The sequence below is a fragment of the Caballeronia sp. GAWG2-1 genome (assembly GCF_023631405.1).
Lineage (GTDB): Bacteria > Pseudomonadota > Gammaproteobacteria > Burkholderiales > Burkholderiaceae > Caballeronia.
Map to the genome: position 1 here is coordinate 196,161 of NZ_JALQDD010000043.1, position 17,926 is coordinate 214,086.

Sequence of the window (17,926 nt, forward strand, 5' to 3'; positions counted from 1 at the left end):
TCACGCAAAACGCGCCAAGGAAACGAGAGTGACGTCGCAGATAAAACGAGCGGTAGACCGGCAATCGAGGCACGAGTCTTCGTCCACGGAAGAACACTTCGAACACGGGCGCGCGCTCATGCTGGCCGTTGCGTTGTCCTTGGGAAGCGCGATCGCGCTGGGGCTGGCCCGCTTTTCCTACGCGCTGTTGTTGCCCGCGATGAAGCTCGACCTCGGCTGGAGCTTCGCGCAAGCAGGCGCGATGAACACCGCCAATGCATTCGGCTACTTGCTCGGCGCGCTGGCTTTTCCACGCATGTCCCGCCGATGGCCGCCCTCCGCACTGCTTCTCGCAGGCTGCGCTTCAACGACGTTGTTAATGGCCGCAAGCGGCCTCGCGTTCTCGACCTGGCTGCTGCTGTTCCTGCGCGTTGCCACCGGCTGCGGCAGCGCGCTCATCTTCATCAGCGGCGGCGTGCTGGCGGCGCGGCTTGCATCGCTTTCCACGCGCGGGGCCGGGCTCTTGCTCGGCTTGTATTACGGAGGCACGGGCTGGGGCATCCTTGCGTCGGCGGTGCTCGTGCCTTTCACGGTGGCGCCGCGTGTGCATGGATGGCAATACGCGTGGTTCGCGCTCGCCGCAGTCTGCGCGCTCTGTTCAGCCGGGGCGATCGTGGCGGCGCGCAAGATCGAATCGAATCATGCGAGAGTTGCGCGCGGTGCCGAAGCGAATGCGGCGCCTCCGAGCGCAACGGTGGCAGTGTCGCGCATGTGGCTCGTGCTTGCGGGATACACGCTCTTCGGCGTTGGATACATCGGCTACATGACGTTCATCGTCGCGCTGCTTCGCAACGCCTCGATGAGCGCGACTGTCATCACGAGCTTCTATGTCTTGCTCGGCGTCGCCACCGTGGTTTCGGCGCGTCTGTGGTCCGGGCTGCTCGACCGCATGCGCGGCGGCCAGGCGCTTGCGGTGCTCAACGCGCTATTGGGTATCGCCACGCTCGTGCCCGCGCTCTTCATGCATCCCGTGGCGGCTTTCGCTTCGGGTCTCTTATTCGGCGCAACTTTCTTGTCCGCGGTCGCGGCAACGACAGCGTTCGTGCGGCACAACTTGCCGGCCGATCAGTGGGCGAGGGGAATCAGCGCGTTCACCATCGTGTTCGCGCTCGGGCAGATCGTCGGGCCTATTGTGATCGGATGGGTATCGGACGGCGCGGGGCTCGAACGCGGCATGCTCTACTCGGCGATGCTGCTCGTCCTCGGTGCAATTCTCGCTGCATGTCAGAAGCCGTTGCAAAGCGCGATGGCGCGATAACCTCACTCGAACGCCTTCGCCGTCAACACCTCGCATACTTCCCACAGGCGTTTGGCCGCGTCTTTATCGAGTGCCTGCGATGCAACCTTCGCCGGTCCCACGGTGTCGCCGCGTGCTTCGAATAACCCGAGCGGTCCGTAGTAACCGCCATCGACGACATCGGGCGCGGTCGCTGCATACAGCGTTGGCAGCGCGCCGCTCAGATCGCTGTTCAATAACGCGCCGATAAACCCGCTCAACACGGTGCGCGCCGCCCGGCTCACAGCCGACCGATCGTCGCGAAACAGGTTCGTGTTGGCTACGCCCGGATGCGCGGCCACCGACATCACGCGCGATCCCGCCGCACGCAAATGACGGTCGAGTTCGAACGCGAACATGAGGTTGGCGAGCTTGGACTGGCGGTACGACGACATCGGCGAATAGTGACGCGTTGCCTGGAGATCGTCGAAATCGAGCCGTCCCGTCTTGTGCGCGATGGATGCAATCGTGACGATGCGCGGGCGCTCGGACGCGCTTTCCGCCGCCATTTCGATTGCGGGCAGGAGCAGGCCGGTCAGCGCGAAGTGCCCGAGCACGTTGGTGCCGAACTGAAGCTCGAAGCCATCGGCGGTTTCGGCGCGGCGCGGCGGCGCCATGACGCCCGCATTGTTGACGAGGATGTCGAGCGGCTTGCGTAAAGCGAGCTGACGGTCGGCGAAAGCGCGCACCGAGGAAAGATCCGCGAGTTCGAGTTGATCGAATTGCACGCGCGCGTCGGGCACTTCCCGTTGCAGCCGCGCGAGCGCTTGTGCGCCGCGCTGCGGATTGCGGCATGCGAGTACCACTTCGGCGCCGTGCCGGGCCAGCACGGCGGCGGTGTGATAGCCGATGCCGCTATTCGCGCCGGTGACGATGACCCGGCGGCCCGTCTGCGACGCGATGTCATCGATACTCCAGGGTTTGCTCATGTGCGTGCGGGTTTCAGTGCGAACAGCGGTCACTATGCCATGCGCGGTGCACGGCGCGCGGCAAAGAGGCCCGAGCGATCGCCGCATCGGACGCCAATTTTCGGCGATTCGACAACGGCGGGCGAATCGCCGACAATCGCTACTTCGCTTTTTCGCTGTCCAGATCGGGCCCCGCTGCGGGCGTGGGCCCCCGCGTCAGGTAATATGTCGGCGCTTGTCCAGGTAATCCAGGTAACCCTCAAATGACCACGATTCTCGAAAGCCTCCCCGTTCAGCAACGCGTCGGAATTGCATTTTCCGGCGGTTTGGATACCAGCGCCGCGTTGCACTGGATGCGTCTCAAAGGCGCAGTTCCGTTTGCATACACGGCCAATCTGGGCCAGCCCGACGAGGACGACTACGAGGAAATCCCGCGCCGCGCCATGCAATACGGCGCGGAAAACGCCCGCCTGATCGACTGCCGCGCGCAGCTCGTCGCCGAGGGCATCGCGGCGCTGCAATCCGGTGCGTTCCATATTTCCACCGCGGGCGTGACCTACTTCAATACGACGCCGCTCGGGCGCGCCGTGACGGGCACCATGCTCGTCGCCGCGATGAAGCAGGACGGCGTGAATATCTGGGGCGACGGCAGCACGTATAAAGGCAACGACATCGAGCGCTTTTATCGTTATGGGCTGCTGGTGAATCCGGATCTCAAGATCTACAAGCCGTGGCTCGACCAGACCTTCATCGACGAACTGGGCGGCCGCGCGGAGATGTCCGAATTCATGCGCAAGGCAGGGTTCGACTACAAGATGTCGGCGGAAAAGGCTTATTCGACCGATTCGAACCTGCTCGGTGCAACGCACGAAGCCAAGGATCTGGAAAGCCTCGAAAGCGGCATGCAGATCGTCAAGCCGATCATGGGCGTGGCGTTCTGGCGTGACGACGTGCAGATCGCGCGCGAGACCGTCACCGTGCGTTTCCACGAAGGCGTGCCCACCGCGCTTAACGGCGTCGAATTCGGCGATCAAGTCGCGCTGCTGCTGGAGGCAAACCGAATCGGCGGGCGTCACGGGCTCGGCATGAGCGATCAGATCGAAAACCGCATCATCGAGGCTAAGAGCCGTGGCATTTACGAGGCGCCCGGACTTGCGCTCTTGCAGATCGCGTATGAGCGGCTCGTGACGGGTATCCATAACGAAGACACGATCGAGCAGTATCGCGAAAGCGGCCGCCGGCTCGGACGCCTGCTTTATCAAGGCCGCTGGTTCGATTCGCAGGCCATCATGCTGCGTGAAGCCGCGCAGCGCTGGGTGGCGCGCGCCGTGACGGGCGAAGTGACCATCGAGCTTCGCCGTGGCAACGACTACTCGATCATGAGCACGAAGTCGCCGAATCTGACGTATCAACCGGAACGCCTGTCCATGGAAAAGGTGCAGTCGACGTTCTCGCCGCGCGACCGGATCGGCCAGTTGACCATGCGTAACCTGGATATCGACGACACGCGCGAGAAGCTTCGCGTGTATGCGCAAGTCGGCCTTCTGACGCCGGGCGATACCTCGGCTCTTCCGCAACTGGATGAGCCATCGAAGGCGGGTTCCAAGGAGTAACGCGTAAGAATGCGCGGGAGCCAGGTGAAAATCTGGCTCCCGCTTTTTTTTGATTTGGCGTTCCGCCGCCGCGCGTGTTTGCGATCAGCCGCGCGAATTAAAGCATCCGCATGCATTCGAGCGCCAGTAAAAACCTCCAGCCGTAAAATCCCGTTTCGAAAAAATCGATTTTACGGGTCAGCGTGTCATGCGGTTTTCTTATGAAGGCGCGCTTTCTCGCCAAGTCTTTAGCTAAATCAAAACATGCACTATTCGCGTGATTTTCGGTTGCGGCGCGCGCCATCGAGAAAGTGGCTTCAAATAACGGGAAGAGTTACACGCGAAATGAAACTTCCGAATCATTCCGCTTAAATCCATAATCGCAAACAAATAGACAATGAGCGAGGCGTTCGTCATTATCGGAGAGATTCTCACGCCGGAGCGCATGCATGATCCGATCGCAGGAAAACGCCATCGCCGGGCGGCTCTCGACCAGGAAGGTGCATACCAGTGCGCAAAAGGCGCGAGTATTGGTTGTCGATGACAATCAACACGGCGCGTGCGCCACGAGTGCGCTTCTCGACGCCGACGGTTTCCACGTAAGAACCGCTTTCAGCGGCGTGGAGGCAATCGAGATATTGCAAGATTGGATGCCGCACGTCATTTTGCTCGATATCAATATGCCCGAATTCGACGGATTCGCGGTCGCGTCCGTGATTCGGAGTATCGGCGCGACTAGCGATCTGGGCATCATCGCAATGACCGGTTACGACGAAGCGGAATTACGCCTGCGCGGATCGCTCGATGCATTCGACGGCTACTTCAGACGCGGAGACAGTGAGCTCAACCTTGTTGCGCTTCTTGAAGACATCGTCGAAGGGTGAGTGCAGCGACTGCTAATCTGCGCGATCAGACAGTTCGTACAGCGGTATTTGCGCAATGCTCGATTCAACCAGACTTTTGCCCTGAATCAGATGGGCCGTTAAATCGCGCGTGGTGGACGGGCGCGTCAACATGAGGCACGTCACTTCCGGCTGTTCCACTCTCGTCGCGTGCCACGTGCGCGGATGCATGCACAGTCCGGTGCCCGGCGCAATCTCGAACGCGCGCAGCGTTGCCGGATCGGGCAACCCTTCGGCATTCGATACAGCAACGATCTGAACAATCGGCCCGGTCAGCGGCACGATAGCCTGCTGCGTCAGAAGATGCGCTTCGAGTCGCGCCACCGTCGCAGGCTGCTTGCGATAGATCACCCAGAGAATCTCCGCAGGCTGATCGTCACCGGGCGCGAAGAGATGCGTGCGCCAGTAGTCGGACGCGGGGCTCAGGTAGGTGGCGGGATCGTCGGAGAGCGCGGGCGTGCCGAGCATCACGCCGTAGGGCGCGCAGGCGAGTGGATCGAGCGGTTCGATATCAAGGACGTTCGGCATAAGTCTCTAAGTGTTCAGGGCGAGGTACGGGCAAAGCCGGCGGCAATATCGTCAGCGGTTTCCGGCACGAGCGCGAAGCGCGGTCCGTGCTTCAGGCTGTAATCCAGCATGATCGCGCGTGCAAGCCGGGCGATAGACTCGGGCAACAGGCTGTCCGCGCTGCGCCGATACGACACGACGAGCGGCAGGCCAGGCACGTGGTGCGCGACACGCAGCGTCTGCAATTGCCCGCTTTCGATTTCGCGCATCACGAAGGCGGCAGGCACGGCTGCAATGCCAAAGCCATCGACGACGAGCCGGCTGATCGCCGCAGCGGACGAAAGACAATTGATCTGCACCTGGTTCTCGCCGGCCGCCGCGAACAGATCGACGAGAAAGGCGTGCGGCTGCGAGTGCCGCGCGAAACTCACGATCTGAAACGCGGCAAGCTCGCTCTCCGAGAGCGTCTCGTCGGACAAGCCCAGCGCCGGGCTCGCGACCCAGCACATGGGCAAGCTGCCAAGCAATGCGTTGCCGACATCGGCACCGTTAATCGGCGTGCTTAGCAACGCGGCATCCAAATGACCGTGCGCAACTTGAGCCGACAAATTCGCGGATGTGTCGCTCGTCAATTCGAGCGTGAGACGCGGGTACTCTTCGCGCACCCGCTTGAGCAATTCGGGCAGCCATGTATGCACGACCGATTCGATTGCGCCGAGCCGCAACATGCCCGCGATGTTGCGCCGGTCGCCCACGCTCTCGACCATCGCGCGGTTGATCTGCACGATCTGTTCGGCGAAGGCGAGCGCCTTGGTGCCGTCCTGAGTCAGCGTGACCTCACGCGGACCGCGCTCGAAGAGCTTCACGCCGAGTTCGAGTTCGAGCGCTGAAATGCGGCTCGAAATCGCGGCTTGCGTGGCGTGCATGCGCTCGGCGGTCAGCCGGAAGCTACGCAAGCGCGCGAGCCAGACGAAGGTCTCGAGAAAGCGGACGTTCATGGTGGATGCCAGGGCGAGTCGTATCGGACGGCCCAGTGTAGCGCCGCAATAAGCGTCGAACGACAAGAAATTCTCCGCACTTGCCTCAAGTTTTATTTGTTGGACACGGCACGCGCTCGACGCGAACACTGTGGGCGTCGTCATCCTTATCTCGAAGCTCACATGTCAGCCATTTCATTCGTCATCGAAGATGGACCGCGATTCGCGTTCAGTCCCGCACGGCTCATCATCGCCGGCTGGGCGGGGCGCGACAGCGCTGAAGTCGAGCACCATATCGCCGAACTTGCCGCGCTGGGCGTAAAGCGCCCGGCCACGACGCCATGCTTCTACGAAGTCGCGGCGTCGCTGCTGACCGTGGACGAACGGATCGATGTCGTCGGCGGCAATTCTTCGGGCGAGGTGGAGGCCGTGCTCGTGTCGGACGCGAGCCATGGTCTGCTGGTCGGCGTCGGCTCGGACCATACGGACCGCAAGGCAGAAAGCTACGACGTGGCCGTTTCCAAGCAGATGTGCGCGAAGCCGCTCGGCGCGACGCTCTGGCGCTACGACGATGTCGCTGCCCATTGGGACCAGCTGATTGCGCGAAGCTGGCGTATCGATCCGCATGGCGAGCGCGTGCTCTATCAGGAAGGCTCGCTTGCTCGATTGCTGCCGCCGGCCATTCTGTTGACCGGGCTCGGGCACACGCGTTCGTTACCTTCCGGCACGGTGCTTTATTGCGGCACGCAAGCACTGCTCGGCGCACTGCTGCCCGCGTGGAGCTTCGAGATCGAACTGCACGATCCGGTCTTGCGGCGCACGCTGGTTCATCGTTATGGCGTGAATGCGCTCGCGCACGTGGAGTGACGGCCATGCCGACCATCAGCACCATTCAGCACGCGCTCGCAACGGGACAAGCCACGGCGTCGAGTCTCGTCGACGCCTCGTTCGAAGCGATCCAGCGCGATACCCACGTAGACCCGAGCACCTATGTGAGCGTGGATCGCGAGTCGTCGCACGCGGCCGCCATGACGAGCGATGCCTTGCGTCTGCGCGACTACGTACCGTCGTCGCTCGCGGGCGTTCCCGTCTCCATCAAGGACCTGTTCGATGTGAAGGGCGAAGTCACCGCCGCCGGCTCGCGCGTGCTGCAAGGCGCTGAACCGGCCACGCGCGATAGCGTCGCGGTCTCGCGTCTGCGCGATGCGGGCGCGGTCTTCGTCGGCCGGACCAACATGAGCGAGTTCGCGTATTCGGGGCTCGGGCTGAATCCGCATCACGGCACGCCGCGCAATCCGCATGATGCGCGTCGGGTAGCGGGCGGATCGAGTTCGGGCGCGGCGGTCTCCGTTGCGCGCTCACACGTGGCGTGGGCGCTCGGCACGGATACGGGCGGCTCCTTGCGCATTCCGGCGGCATTCTGCGGCCTCACGGCGTTCAAGCCGACCGCGCGTCGAGTGCCGCTCGACGGCGTATTGCCGCTCGCAAGCGCATTCGATTCGGTCGGCGCGATTGCGAACAGCGTCGATTGCTGCGCGGCGGCCGACGCCATTCTGTCCGCCGAGACGCCCGATACCACGGCGCGCCCGCTCGATACGCTGCGCTTGTGCGTGACCTATGCCGATGTCGTCGATGACGCAGAGGATGCCGTGCGCGCGGCGTTCGAACGCGCCCTCGATGCATTGCGGACGGCGGGCGCGACTATCGAGTCAATCGACTTTCCGGAGCTGCGCGACGTGCTCGAACATGCGCCTCAACCGGGCATCACGGCATCGCAGGCGTGGGCGTGGCATCGGCATCTCGTGGCTCGGGAAGGGCATCGGTACGACCCGCGCGTGCTCGCGCGCCTGCGTCGGGGAGAGCGTTTTCTGGCGGCGGATTACATCGATCTAATGGCCGCGCGCGAGCGTTTCATTCGCGGCGCACGACGACGGCTCGCGCCCTTCGATGCATGGCTCATGCCGACCGTCGCCATCGTTGCACCGTTTCTGGAAGCGCTCGAACATGACGACGAACACTTCTTCGCGGTCAATGCGAAGACCCTGCGCAATCCAGGCATCGTCAATTTGCTCGATGGCTGCGCGCTCACATTGCCGTGTCATCGCGAGGGCGAATTGCCGGTGGGAATGTCGATTGTCGGTCCCGCATTCGCCGATGCCGCCGTTCTCGCAATCGGTCGCGGCGTCGAGGCGCGCTTCAGGCAAATGCGCTCGAACGCTTAACGAATTCTTATCGCGGGCGACAGGAATTACTCGTTGGACAACGTATATCGGCCACCGAATACTGCGTTCACCTTGTTGCTAACCCCTTGTTGCCAACCCGATATCCAAGATCAAAGAGGTCCAACCATGAAACCACGCGCTATGTATCCGTTGTCCGCGACGCTTGCTGTCTGTGCATCGTTCGCTCCGCTTGCCGCGCATGCCGCCGATGCGGTCGTGCTGATCGGTCATGCCGCGCCGTTGACCGGCCAGCTCGCCAACATCGGCAAGGACAGCGAGAATGCGGCGCGCTTGGCTGTCGATGAAATCAACGCGCGGCATCTCGTCATCGGCGGCAAGAACGTAACGCTGCAACTCGATTCGCAAGACGACGCGGCCGACCCGCGCACCGGAACGCAGATCGCGCAGAAGCTGGTCGATGATGGCGTGGTCGCGGTAGTCGGCGACATCAACTCGGGCGTGTCGATTCCGGCATCGCGCATCTATAGCGAAGCGGGCGTCGTGCAGGTCACGCCCGCGTCCACCAATCCAGCTTATACGCTGCAGGGCTACAAGACGGCGTTTCGTCTCGTGGCGACGGATGCCATGCAAGGTCCCGCGCTCGCACGCTTTGCCACCAACACGCTGAAAGCACGGCGCGTGGCCGTGATCGACGACTCGACCGCTTACGGGCAAGGGCTTGCCGAACAATTCTCGAAGGCGGTGTCATCGGGCGGCGGCGCTATCGTGACGCACGAAGCGACCAGCGACAAAGCCACCGATTTTCGTGCGATCCTGACCAAGGTTAAAGGTTTGAAGCCGGACGTCATCATGTACGGCGGATCGGATGCAACGGCTGGTCCGCTCGTCAAGCAGGCGGCCAATCTGGGCATCAACGCGCGCGTACTGGCAGGCGATGGCGCATGCACGGACAAGATGAGTTCGCTTGCGGGCGATGCCATCGTCAATCTGGTCTGCTCCGAAGCGGGCTTGCCGCTTGCACGCATGCCGCGTGGGGCGGAATTCGAAAAGCGCTATGTGGAACGCTTCAAGACGCCGATCAACGCGTATGCGCCGTTCGCGTATGACTCGGTCTATGTGATCGTCGATGCAATGAAACGCGCGAACTCCACCGACCGCGCGAAGATTCTGGCCGCGATGCCCGCAACTCGCTATGACGGCGTGACGGGCAATATCGCCTTCGATCCGCATGGCGATCTGACCACTGCGGCGATCACCGTGTATCAGTTCAAGGACAACAAGAAGATCGTCGCGGACGTCATTCACAACTGACCGTCTGCATCACGCGGCCTTGGAAAAACTAACGTTTCTCCGCGTCCGTCTTCCTGAAAACATCGACGCTATCCGTATGCGAAGCCGCGAACGCCCTGACCAGCATCAAGCCGACGACACCGAGTATGACCGCGACCGAGGACAACTCATATAAAGACACGCTCATGAGAAATGCTCCTGGGATGATTGACATCCCAGTCTAAGCCGGCCCGGTGTCGTCGCAAAACGAGCATATTTCACGTGCATGTGAGAAATATTGAGATACCGCGCGACGCGCCCTCAAGCGTTCATTGCCGTTCCGGGAAACGCAGTTTCGAATGTTTCCGGCCATACGACACATAGATCACCATGCCGATGACGAGCCAAACCACGAGCCGAACCCACGTGACGAGCGGCAAGCCGGACATTAGCAGGAGGCAAAAGAGGATGCCCAGAATCGGGACGATGGGCACGCCCGGAACCCTGAACGGGCGATTGGCGCCGGAATCGCTGCGCCGCAGATAGATCACCGCGCCGCACACGAGAATGAACGCGAACAAGGTGCCGATACTGACCATCTCGCCAAGCACGCTGATGGGCGTGAGCGCCGCGACGATCGCCACGATCGAACCAATGAGAATCTGGCTCAAATGCGGCGTCTTGAGCCGCGGATGCACCCGCGCAAAAAGCCCCGGAAGCAGGCCGTCGGTCGACATCGTGAAGAAGATGCGGCTTTGTCCGTAGAGCAGCACGAGAATCACCGTGGTCAAACCCGTCAGCGCGCCGATCTTGATGAGAATGGAGAACCAGTTCATGCCGATGGCATCCACGCCCTTCGCGATGGGATCGGGCACGTTGAGTTCGCCGTAAGGCACGAGCCCGGTGAGCACGCCCGCAACGAGGATGTAAAGCACCGTGCAGATGACGAGCGATCCGAGAATGCCGATAGGCATGTCGCGCTGCGGTTTCTTCGCTTCTTGCGCGGCAGTGGAGACGGCATCGAAACCGATGAACGCGAAGAACACCACGGCGGAGCCGCGCAAGATGCCGCTCATGCCGAAGTTGCCGAATTCGCCCGTGTTCGGCGGAATGAACGGATGCCAGTTCGCCGGCTTCACGAAGAAGATGCCGAGCGCGATGAAGGCCACCACGACGACCAGCTTGACCGCCACCATGATGTTGTTGAGCCGTGCGGATTCCTTCGTTCCGAGCACGAGCAGCGTGGTCAGCACGCCGATGATGAACACCGCCGGCAAATTGATGACGCCCGTTACGGTGCTTCCGTCGGCGAGCTTGATGACGGTGCCGGGTGCGGCCGCGAGCGCAGGCGGAATCGTGACGCCCACGTTATGCAAGAGGCTCACGATATAGCCCGACCAGCCGACCGCCACCGTCGCCGCACCCATCGCATATTCGAGGATCAGATCCCAGCCGATGATCCACGCGAAAATCTCGCCGAGCGTGGCATACGTGTAGGTATAACTACTGCCGCATACAGGCAGCATGGCCGCCAGTTCCGAATAGCACAGACCCACGAACGCGCATGCAATGCCGCCCAAAACGAACGACAGCATGATGCTCGGCCCCGCGAATTGCGCGGCGGCGGTGCCCGTCAGCACGAAGATGCCAGCGCCGATGATCGCGCCGATACCCATTGCCGTAATGCTCGTGGCGCCGAGGGTTTTCGATAGGTGACTGCCTTCCGCGTCCGCGCTTCCCACGATATCGGCGACGGATTTGCGCGCCATGTAACTCGTATCGGCCATGATGAGTCGTCCCGTTCAAATGATGTTGGGCACGGACCGACTCGGCATGCTTCGGCTCGCGGAGGACTACAAACGCGCCTGCTGAGGAGTTGATGGGTTAATCGGTGGATAGGCGATGAATTCAGTGTAGACCGAAAATAATAAAGTCGACCAATGGATTTCCCGCGCCCGCCGCACGCAAGGCCCGGCGTTCGCGGATTGCCACAAGCGATGGATTTACTTCGGAGAGACGTCGATATCGCCGAGATATTTCCTTGCCAGCGTCTTGACCGTGCCGTTCGCCTGCAGTTTGGCGATAGCCTTGTTCAGGCGCTCCTTCAACGCGCCGTCGTCCTTGCGCACACCGAACGCAATGCCGCTGCCGAGGATCGCGTCGTCGTTCACCGGGCCGCCCGCGAAGGCGTAGCCCGCGCCATCCGGTTTCGACAGGAAGCCGGATTGCCCGGCGGCGGAAAGCACCAGCGTGCCGTCGATACGGCCGGACTTGAGGTCCGTATAGATCTGGTTCTGGTCCTGATAGGTCGTGACGGTCACGCCGTTATTGGCCCACTTCGCCTTTGCGTAAGTCTCTTGAGTGGATCCCTGCAACACGCCGATGTTCTTGCCTTTGAGCGATTCAGGTGTCGGCATGAGGCCGATGCCCGCTTTCGCCACGAGTTGCGTCGGCACCTTGTAGATGATGTTGGTGAAGTCGATGATCTGTCGACGCTTCTCCGTGACGTTCATCGCCGAATTGATGACGTCGAATTTGCGCGCCTGCAACGCGGGGATGATTCCGTCGAACGAACTCTCGGTCCATTCGCATTTCATCTTGAGTTCGGCGCAGACCGCATTGCCGATATCGACGTCGAGACCCTGCAGTTCGCCCGATGCCGACTTGAACTCGAACGGCGCATACTGCGCTTCCAGCCCGTAGTGAACCGTTCCGGCCGCCGATGCGGCGCCGGCACCGAGCGTCGCGGCGAGCAGGACAGCAGCCTTGAAAGAGGCGATCGACGTTACATTCCTCATTGCTTGATCTCTTAAAGGGGTTGAGGTTCGCTTCGCCGGATTTAAGCATAGGAAACGCATGGACAAACCGGCGCGGCAGCACTCGATTTAAGCAGGAAAACAATCTGGAAAAGTATTAATGCGGGTCGGGTTGCGGCTTGCCGGTAGGACGGCCTTCACGCTTACGTTCTGCATTTGCGCTACCCGATCCGGTCGATCGGACGGAAAACGCCCGTCTGAAACGGCATCGTTTTTGCTGCGCCGTTGGCTTTTAATCGTTGCCCGTGCGTCCCGACGCACAAGCCCAGGCGCGCGGCTCGTTCCAACTTACCTTCGCGAGGACTTATGCATCTTCTTCATGTGATTGGTTCGCCCCGTGCCGGGCGTTCCGCTTCGCAGCAAGTGGCCCGGGCGTTCACCGATGCATGGAAGGAGCGCCATCCAGATGGAAGCGTCGATGAACTGAACGTATGGGAAACCGATCTGCCCACGTTCGATGGCCCGATACTCGAAGCAAAATACGCGGGCATCCAGGGCCGTGAGCTCGATGCCGCTCAGGCATCCGCATGGCGGACCGTGCACGCGCTCGCCGAACGGTTCACGAAGGCCGACGTGATCGTCTTCAGCGTGCCGATGTGGAATTTCGGCATTCCGTATCGCCTGAAGCATCTGATCGATGTCATCTCGCAGAAGGACGTGCTCTTTACTTTCGACGAAAACGGCTTGAACGGCCTGCTCGGCGGAAAGACGGTCGTGACCATCGCCGCGCGCGGTGTTCAGCTTGGAGGGGACTTTCCGCCGGAGGAATACGATTTCCAGTCGGACTATTTGAAGATGTGGTCGCGCATGGTCGGCATTACCGATGTGCGCGTCGTCACCGTCGAGAAGACCCTGGCGGGTCCCGAGCAGGACCATGCATCGCGCAATGAAGCGAGCGAGAAGGCACGGGAGCTTGCCCTGAGCCTGTGAGCGCTAAGACGCGGCGCTTGAATACGCGGCAGAAATGAGCCGAACGGCACGTTTGCGCGACACGAGCGAAAAAGCGTTTCACTTCAACGCGATACGTCTTTCGCGAGCGAGTTATCCACGATCTTGTCCACTGAAACTGTGGACAAGATCGTGCGACTTCGATCAGTCGCCGTGACCGTGGCCATGACCGTCGTCATCGTGCTCGTCGTGCTCGTGATCGTGACCGTCGTGATCGTCCCGGCATGCGCGATCGTCGCGGCCACCCGCTGCGGGCAAGCGCTGCGCCACATATCCCGGCAGATCCGCCGAATCCATGGCAAATACGAAGAACCGGTTCGGATTGTCGATCCCGTTCGGATGATTGGTATCCGTGACCGTACCCACGAAGTCGTTGTCGTTAGCGATGAAGAGCGTGTGCCTGACCGCGCCCTTCACGCGGATATCCGGCCCGAACGCGAGGCTTTCGAGCTTGGCGGGAATGTCCGTCGGCGCGAAGCCATAGGCCGTCAAGGCCGCGACGACATCGAGGAAGAGCGTCTTGTTCAACGCGTAGGGCGCGAGGCCGCTCGCGCCGCTTGCCTGGCTCACGTCCTGCGCGCCATTCAAATCGACGTGGTACACGCGTTTGAACGCGGCCTTCGAATCGTCGCCGAGACCTTTGCCGTCGCGTTCGTCGAGCAGCAATTCATGCTCGTTCACGGCGACGATGTCGCTGATGGTGGGATAGTTCGGCTTCGCGTCCGTGCCGATGTTGGTCAACGGATATGCAAACTGCGTGGTCTTGCCGGTACGCACGTCGATGCGCAGGATTCGCGTGTACGGGCCGTTCGTGCCGCCGTCCTGAATCAGCGGGCTTTGCATCACGCCGAAGAGCGTATCGCCATCGGGTGAAATGGCGAGACCTTCCATGCCCTTGTTCGCCACGCGGCCCGAGGTGTTCTCGCTGATCTCATCGTTGCCGATGGACGATAGCGTCGTCACGGCGAACGAGGCCGGCACACGATACACGGCGATCCGCTCGCCCGTGCGACGATCGAAACGATAGATATACGGACCGTACTCATCGGAGATGAAGACGCTCGCGCCATCGCGCGCCACGCGAATGCTTTCCGGGTCCAGACGCGCATCGCGCGGATACGTGGACGGCTGCGTCGGCGTGAAGTTGTCCGAGCGCCCGGTGAAATAGTGCGTGTGATTGGTGGCGTTCAGCGCAGGCGCGCCATTGCCGACGCCGGCTGCCGCGCCATCGCCATAGACGAGCGGCTCATGGCTGTGCAGCAAGGTCGTGTCGAGCAGCTTCGGGCTCAGCGAATACGGCAGCTTGCTGCCCTTGCCGCCGGCTTCGAGACGCAACGAGAAGGTCTGGAAGCGATTGATGTAGGACGCCGTATCGTCGATAGCCTTGTTATAGGAGATCGCGTTCGGGCCGCGGTCGGGCACGGCGAGGAAGGTATCGCATCCCGCATACGCGAGTCCCGAGCCGACGCCGCCGAGAAGGTTGCCCGGCGCGCCGTTTTCGAGCGGCGCGGCCGTCGCTTTCGAACGGTCGCCGATGTTGCCGCTCAACTGGCCGATCGCGACGAGATCGACGCTCGCCCACGCGGACGTGCAGGCGATGGACATCGCGGATACGGCAAGCGACAAGGCAAAGACACGGGCTCGAACCATGAACGTCTCCTTCGATGGAATGATCTGAATGGCGCGCGTCGTAAATGGAAACTCCTAACGCGCGCGAAAGAGTGCGGATAGCTGGCGACCGGCGCGCAGCTTGCAACGACATAAAAACCCGCCGCGCATTATTACGATCGAAAGATGACGTTCGTGTGACTGTCGAGCAGGCGAGGCGAATGTTCGCGAAGGGTTCGGGATACGCTTGTCGCGCGAGCGGCGCATAATTCGCGGTGGCCTTTGTGTGTCGCGACACCGTTCGATCAGAGACGAAATGAATACTCGCTTTATCAGTCTTGCACGTATCCCGTTTTTCTTGCCGCTAGCCGGCGCCATTTTGATGCTCGGCGTTGCGCTCTCTTTCACCGCGCCGTACTTGTCGCTGTTCAGCGTCGAGCAGGCCGACATGACGCCGCTGCAACTCGGCGTCTTCATGACGGTCATCGCGGCAAGCGGCGTGGTCGCCAGCGCGTTGGCAGGCAAGTGGTCGGACAAGCATGGGCATCATCGAGAGTTGCTGCTTGGTGCGCTGATCGCATCGGCAATCGGCTTCTTGCTGATGTGCTTCCTGCGCAACTTCGTCTCGCTCGTCGTGGTCGGCATCGCGTTTCTCGGGGCCGGTGGCTCGGCCATGTCGCTGGTGTTCTCGTTCGCGCGCTCGGCATTGCCCGTCGATGACGCAGCGGAGCGCTCGTTCGCGCTCGCCACGCTGCGCACCGTGCTTTCCATGGCCTGGGTATTCGGGCCGTCCGTCGGCGCGCTCGTATTGGCAGGCGCGGGCTTCTACGGACTCTTTTTGTTTGCGGCGGCGTGCTTCGCGGCGTGCGGGGCCATAGTCTGGCGGATGCATGACTCCCCCAAGGGCGACCCGCACAGCGCCCCCGCGCATTACGCGGGCGATCCATCGTCATTGCTCGAAGTCACGACGCCTGAGACCGAGGAAGTGATCGCGCCGCATGAAGGCGCGCCGCACACGCGCGCCGAGATCTGGCGCGCGACCATTGCGCTCACGCTTATCGGACTCGCCGCGAGTGCCACGATGATTGTTCTGCCGCTCTACGTCGTGCATGGCATGCATGGCTCGCGTATCGACGTGTCCGTCATGCTCGGCCTCGGCGCGTTGCTCGAAATCCCGATGATGCTCGTACTCGGCGCGCGTGGCTCGCGCCTTAACAAGCAGCGCTGGCTCGCCTCGTGCGCGGCCGTGCATGTGGTGTACTTCATCGCGGTCGCCGCTTCGCAAAGCGTTCAGTTCCTGATTCCGATGCAGGCGTTCAATGCGTTCGTGGTCTCGGTGACGTCGTGTCTCGGCATGACCTATATTCAGGACCTGATGCCGCGCACGCCAGGCGCCGCGACGGCGCTCTTCTTCAATGCGTCGCGCGTGGGTTCCATTCTCTCGGGCGTGCTGTCCGGCGTGCTCGTGGCCGCGCTTGGTTATCGCGGCACGTTCCTTATTTGCGGATGCCTGACACTCGGCGCGCTCGTGCTGTTCTCCAATCCACCGTTCAAGTTGATCGCATTGCGGATGATTGCGTGGGTGAGAGCGCGGCGGCAAGCGGCCTAGCGTCTGTCGTGTCATTCCGCTTTGTCGAACGATCCCGTGCGGACCTCGCCATCGCGCACATAGCGTGTCACCAGCACGCCGCCTGGCGTGCTCACCGATTGCGCCAGCGTGAACGCGGACGGCAGCGCGTCGTTGGCGAACAAACGCTTGCCGCGTCCCAGCAAGACGGGATAAGTCAGTAGACGAAGCTCGTCCACGAGGCCCGCCGCGAGCAACTGGCGCACCATGTCGCCGCTACCGAATGTCAACAAATCGGCGCCCTCCTGATGCAAGAGCGCGCGGGTTGCATCGGCTAGATCGCCTTCGAGCGCTTGGCTGTTGTGCCAGCCGAGCGATTCCGCGCGATGCGTCGTTACGTGCTTGGGCACTTTGTCGAACAGGTTGGCCATCGCGCGATTGGGCGAATCGGCCGGAACGTGTGGCCAGTACGACGCGAAGATGTCGTAAGTGCAGCGGCCTAGCAGCAAGTCGAACGGCCGTGAGAGCAGATCCTGCAAGTTGTCGCCGATGGCTTTTTCGGCAAAAGGCACGATCCAGCCGCCGAAGCGAAACCCGCCGCTGCGATCTTCTTCTGGGCCGCCAGGCGCCTGAATGACGCCATCCATGCTGATGAACGTGGAAACGATGAGCTTGCGCATGATGTCCTCTTGGTAGGCAGACGCGATCGGTCCGTATATAGACGACGAACGATTCGCGGATGAATCGACACGGCGCTCGTTCAGGGGTTATCCCTGATCCCGAAGCTGTCGAATTCAGCGACGATGCATCGTCGTAGCAGTGTGTCCAACTTCTCAAAGCGAGGCGAATGTCATGGCTACCGGAACCGTCAATCTTCACCGCGTCTTGCGCGCGCCGCCCGAACGCATCTACCGCGCATTCCTGGAACCCCATGCCATCGCAAGGTGGCTTCCGCCGTACGGGTTAATTTGTCAGGTCCATCACATGGATGCGCGGGAGGGCGGCACTCACAAGATGTCGTTTCACAACTTCCGCACAGGCCAAAGCCAGTCCTTCGGCGGCGAGTACCTCGAACTGAAACCGTTCGAAAAGATCCGCTACTCGGACCGTTTCGACGATGCCAACCTTCCCGGCGAAATGCGCGTCACCGTTTCGTTGCGGCAGGTGTCGTGCGGGACCGAAGTTACCATCGTGCAAGAAGGCATACCCGAGGTCATTCCGGCGGAGTTGTGCTATCTCGGCTGGCAAGAGTCGCTGCTGCAACTGGCGCACTTGGTCGAGCCCGAGATCTCCGGCTGAACTCGCGGAACTGGCGGGGCTGGCACAATCGAGTG

Annotated in this window: 17 protein-coding genes; 9 read left to right on the forward strand and 8 right to left on the reverse strand. The window is 61.7% G+C overall.

Going from position 1 to position 17,926, the window contains the following annotated elements:
* The first annotated feature begins 118 nt into the window (after positions 1–118).
* Entirely contained in the window at positions 119–1,297 is a 1,179-nt protein-coding gene (locus tag NCR98_RS30785; RefSeq protein WP_250528246.1) for a YbfB/YjiJ family MFS transporter, read from the forward strand.
* Between the two features lie 2 nt (positions 1,298–1,299).
* Here NCR98_RS30785 and NCR98_RS30790 read toward each other — a convergent pair whose 3' ends face one another.
* Positions 1,300–2,244: an oxidoreductase gene (locus NCR98_RS30790; protein WP_250528225.1), complete on the reverse strand. Its 945-nt coding sequence runs from the start codon at positions 2,242–2,244 to the stop codon at positions 1,300–1,302.
* 242 nt (positions 2,245–2,486) lie between these two features.
* Between NCR98_RS30790 and argG the strand changes: the two genes are divergently transcribed.
* A complete protein-coding gene (argG, locus tag NCR98_RS30795) occupies positions 2,487–3,836 on the forward strand; it encodes an argininosuccinate synthase (protein ID WP_250511280.1) in 1,350 nt (449 codons plus the stop codon).
* A gap of 428 nt (positions 3,837–4,264) precedes the next feature.
* Entirely contained in the window at positions 4,265–4,699 is a 435-nt protein-coding gene (locus tag NCR98_RS30800; RefSeq protein ID WP_250528226.1) for a response regulator, read from the forward strand.
* A gap of 12 nt (positions 4,700–4,711) precedes the next feature.
* Here NCR98_RS30800 and NCR98_RS30805 read toward each other — a convergent pair whose 3' ends face one another.
* Entirely contained in the window at positions 4,712–5,245 is a 534-nt protein-coding gene (locus NCR98_RS30805) for an ureidoglycolate lyase (RefSeq protein WP_250528227.1), read from the reverse strand.
* 14 nt (positions 5,246–5,259) lie between these two features.
* Positions 5,260–6,222 (reverse strand): LysR family transcriptional regulator, encoded by a 963-nt coding sequence (locus NCR98_RS30810; protein WP_244831457.1) that lies wholly within the window; start codon positions 6,220–6,222, stop codon positions 5,260–5,262.
* A gap of 162 nt (positions 6,223–6,384) precedes the next feature.
* Between NCR98_RS30810 and NCR98_RS30815 the strand changes: the two genes are divergently transcribed.
* From NCR98_RS30815 to NCR98_RS30825, 3 genes are all read left to right on the forward strand, one after another.
* Positions 6,385–7,068 carry a DUF2848 domain-containing protein gene (locus NCR98_RS30815; protein ID WP_250469554.1) on the forward strand — a complete coding sequence of 228 codons (684 nt, stop codon included), beginning with the start codon at positions 6,385–6,387 and terminating at the stop codon, positions 7,066–7,068.
* Between the two features lie 5 nt (positions 7,069–7,073).
* Positions 7,074–8,423 carry an amidase gene (locus NCR98_RS30820; protein WP_250528228.1) on the forward strand — a complete coding sequence of 450 codons (1,350 nt, stop codon included), beginning with the start codon at positions 7,074–7,076 and terminating at the stop codon, positions 8,421–8,423.
* Between the two features lie 141 nt (positions 8,424–8,564).
* Complete coding sequence (locus NCR98_RS30825; protein ID WP_250528247.1) at positions 8,565–9,695, forward strand: branched-chain amino acid ABC transporter substrate-binding protein; 1,131 nt, start codon at positions 8,565–8,567, stop codon at positions 9,693–9,695.
* Positions 9,696–9,723: 28 nt separating this feature from the next.
* Here NCR98_RS30825 and NCR98_RS30830 read toward each other — a convergent pair whose 3' ends face one another.
* From NCR98_RS30830 to NCR98_RS30840, 3 genes are all read right to left on the reverse strand, one after another.
* Positions 9,724–9,861 (reverse strand): hypothetical protein, encoded by a 138-nt coding sequence (locus NCR98_RS30830; RefSeq protein ID WP_250469552.1) that lies wholly within the window; start codon positions 9,859–9,861, stop codon positions 9,724–9,726.
* A 121-nt stretch (positions 9,862–9,982) separates the two neighbouring features.
* Positions 9,983–11,440, reverse strand: a complete 1,458-nt coding sequence (locus tag NCR98_RS30835) for an amino acid permease (protein ID WP_244831453.1) — start codon at positions 11,438–11,440, stop codon at positions 9,983–9,985.
* A 216-nt stretch (positions 11,441–11,656) separates the two neighbouring features.
* Positions 11,657–12,451, reverse strand: a complete 795-nt coding sequence (locus NCR98_RS30840; RefSeq protein ID WP_244831452.1) for an ABC transporter substrate-binding protein — start codon at positions 12,449–12,451, stop codon at positions 11,657–11,659.
* A gap of 324 nt (positions 12,452–12,775) precedes the next feature.
* Here NCR98_RS30840 and NCR98_RS30845 point away from each other — a divergent pair, with 324 nt between their 5' ends.
* Positions 12,776–13,399 (forward strand): FMN-dependent NADH-azoreductase, encoded by a 624-nt coding sequence (locus NCR98_RS30845; RefSeq protein WP_250528229.1) that lies wholly within the window; start codon positions 12,776–12,778, stop codon positions 13,397–13,399.
* 162 nt (positions 13,400–13,561) lie between these two features.
* Here NCR98_RS30845 and NCR98_RS30850 read toward each other — a convergent pair whose 3' ends face one another.
* Positions 13,562–15,067, reverse strand: a complete 1,506-nt coding sequence (locus tag NCR98_RS30850) for an esterase-like activity of phytase family protein (protein ID WP_250528230.1) — start codon at positions 15,065–15,067, stop codon at positions 13,562–13,564.
* Positions 15,068–15,341: 274 nt separating this feature from the next.
* On the opposite strand from NCR98_RS30850, the gene NCR98_RS30855 reads away from it, so the two are divergent.
* The gene (locus NCR98_RS30855) at positions 15,342–16,634 is read left to right on the forward strand and encodes a sugar efflux transporter (protein WP_244831449.1); all 1,293 of its coding nucleotides are present in this window, start codon (positions 15,342–15,344) and stop codon (positions 16,632–16,634) included.
* An 11-nt stretch (positions 16,635–16,645) separates the two neighbouring features.
* Here the strand turns inward: NCR98_RS30855 and NCR98_RS30860 are convergent, their stop codons facing one another.
* On the reverse strand, positions 16,646–17,272 hold the full coding sequence (locus tag NCR98_RS30860; RefSeq protein ID WP_250528231.1) for a dihydrofolate reductase family protein: 627 nt from the start codon (positions 17,270–17,272) through the stop codon (positions 16,646–16,648).
* 172 nt (positions 17,273–17,444) lie between these two features.
* On the opposite strand from NCR98_RS30860, the gene NCR98_RS30865 reads away from it, so the two are divergent.
* Positions 17,445–17,891, forward strand: a complete 447-nt coding sequence (locus NCR98_RS30865; RefSeq protein ID WP_244831447.1) for an SRPBCC family protein — start codon at positions 17,445–17,447, stop codon at positions 17,889–17,891.
* The last annotated feature ends 35 nt before the right edge of the window (positions 17,892–17,926 follow it).

Bases quoted from the DNA above. Each gene is read 5' to 3' on its own strand.
- NCR98_RS30785 (WP_250528246.1), top strand. From the start codon at position 119: ATGCTGGCCGTTGCGTTGTCCTTGGGAAGCGCGATCGCGCTGGGGCTG.
- NCR98_RS30790 (WP_250528225.1), bottom strand. From the start codon at position 2,244: ATGAGCAAACCCTGGAGTATCGATGACATCGCGTCGCAGACGGGCCGC.
- argG (WP_250511280.1), top strand. From the start codon at position 2,487: ATGACCACGATTCTCGAAAGCCTCCCCGTTCAGCAACGCGTCGGAATT.
- NCR98_RS30800 (WP_250528226.1), top strand. From the start codon at position 4,265: ATGATCCGATCGCAGGAAAACGCCATCGCCGGGCGGCTCTCGACCAGG.
- NCR98_RS30805 (WP_250528227.1), bottom strand. From the start codon at position 5,245: ATGCCGAACGTCCTTGATATCGAACCGCTCGATCCACTCGCCTGCGCG.
- NCR98_RS30810 (WP_244831457.1), bottom strand. From the start codon at position 6,222: ATGAACGTCCGCTTTCTCGAGACCTTCGTCTGGCTCGCGCGCTTGCGT.
- NCR98_RS30815 (WP_250469554.1), top strand. From the start codon at position 6,385: ATGTCAGCCATTTCATTCGTCATCGAAGATGGACCGCGATTCGCGTTC.
- NCR98_RS30820 (WP_250528228.1), top strand. From the start codon at position 7,074: ATGCCGACCATCAGCACCATTCAGCACGCGCTCGCAACGGGACAAGCC.
- NCR98_RS30825 (WP_250528247.1), top strand. From the start codon at position 8,565: ATGTATCCGTTGTCCGCGACGCTTGCTGTCTGTGCATCGTTCGCTCCG.
- NCR98_RS30830 (WP_250469552.1), bottom strand. From the start codon at position 9,861: ATGAGCGTGTCTTTATATGAGTTGTCCTCGGTCGCGGTCATACTCGGT.
- NCR98_RS30835 (WP_244831453.1), bottom strand. From the start codon at position 11,440: ATGGCCGATACGAGTTACATGGCGCGCAAATCCGTCGCCGATATCGTG.
- NCR98_RS30840 (WP_244831452.1), bottom strand. From the start codon at position 12,451: ATGAGGAATGTAACGTCGATCGCCTCTTTCAAGGCTGCTGTCCTGCTC.
- NCR98_RS30845 (WP_250528229.1), top strand. From the start codon at position 12,776: ATGCATCTTCTTCATGTGATTGGTTCGCCCCGTGCCGGGCGTTCCGCT.
- NCR98_RS30850 (WP_250528230.1), bottom strand. From the start codon at position 15,067: ATGGTTCGAGCCCGTGTCTTTGCCTTGTCGCTTGCCGTATCCGCGATG.
- NCR98_RS30855 (WP_244831449.1), top strand. From the start codon at position 15,342: ATGAATACTCGCTTTATCAGTCTTGCACGTATCCCGTTTTTCTTGCCG.
- NCR98_RS30860 (WP_250528231.1), bottom strand. From the start codon at position 17,272: ATGCGCAAGCTCATCGTTTCCACGTTCATCAGCATGGATGGCGTCATT.
- NCR98_RS30865 (WP_244831447.1), top strand. From the start codon at position 17,445: ATGGCTACCGGAACCGTCAATCTTCACCGCGTCTTGCGCGCGCCGCCC.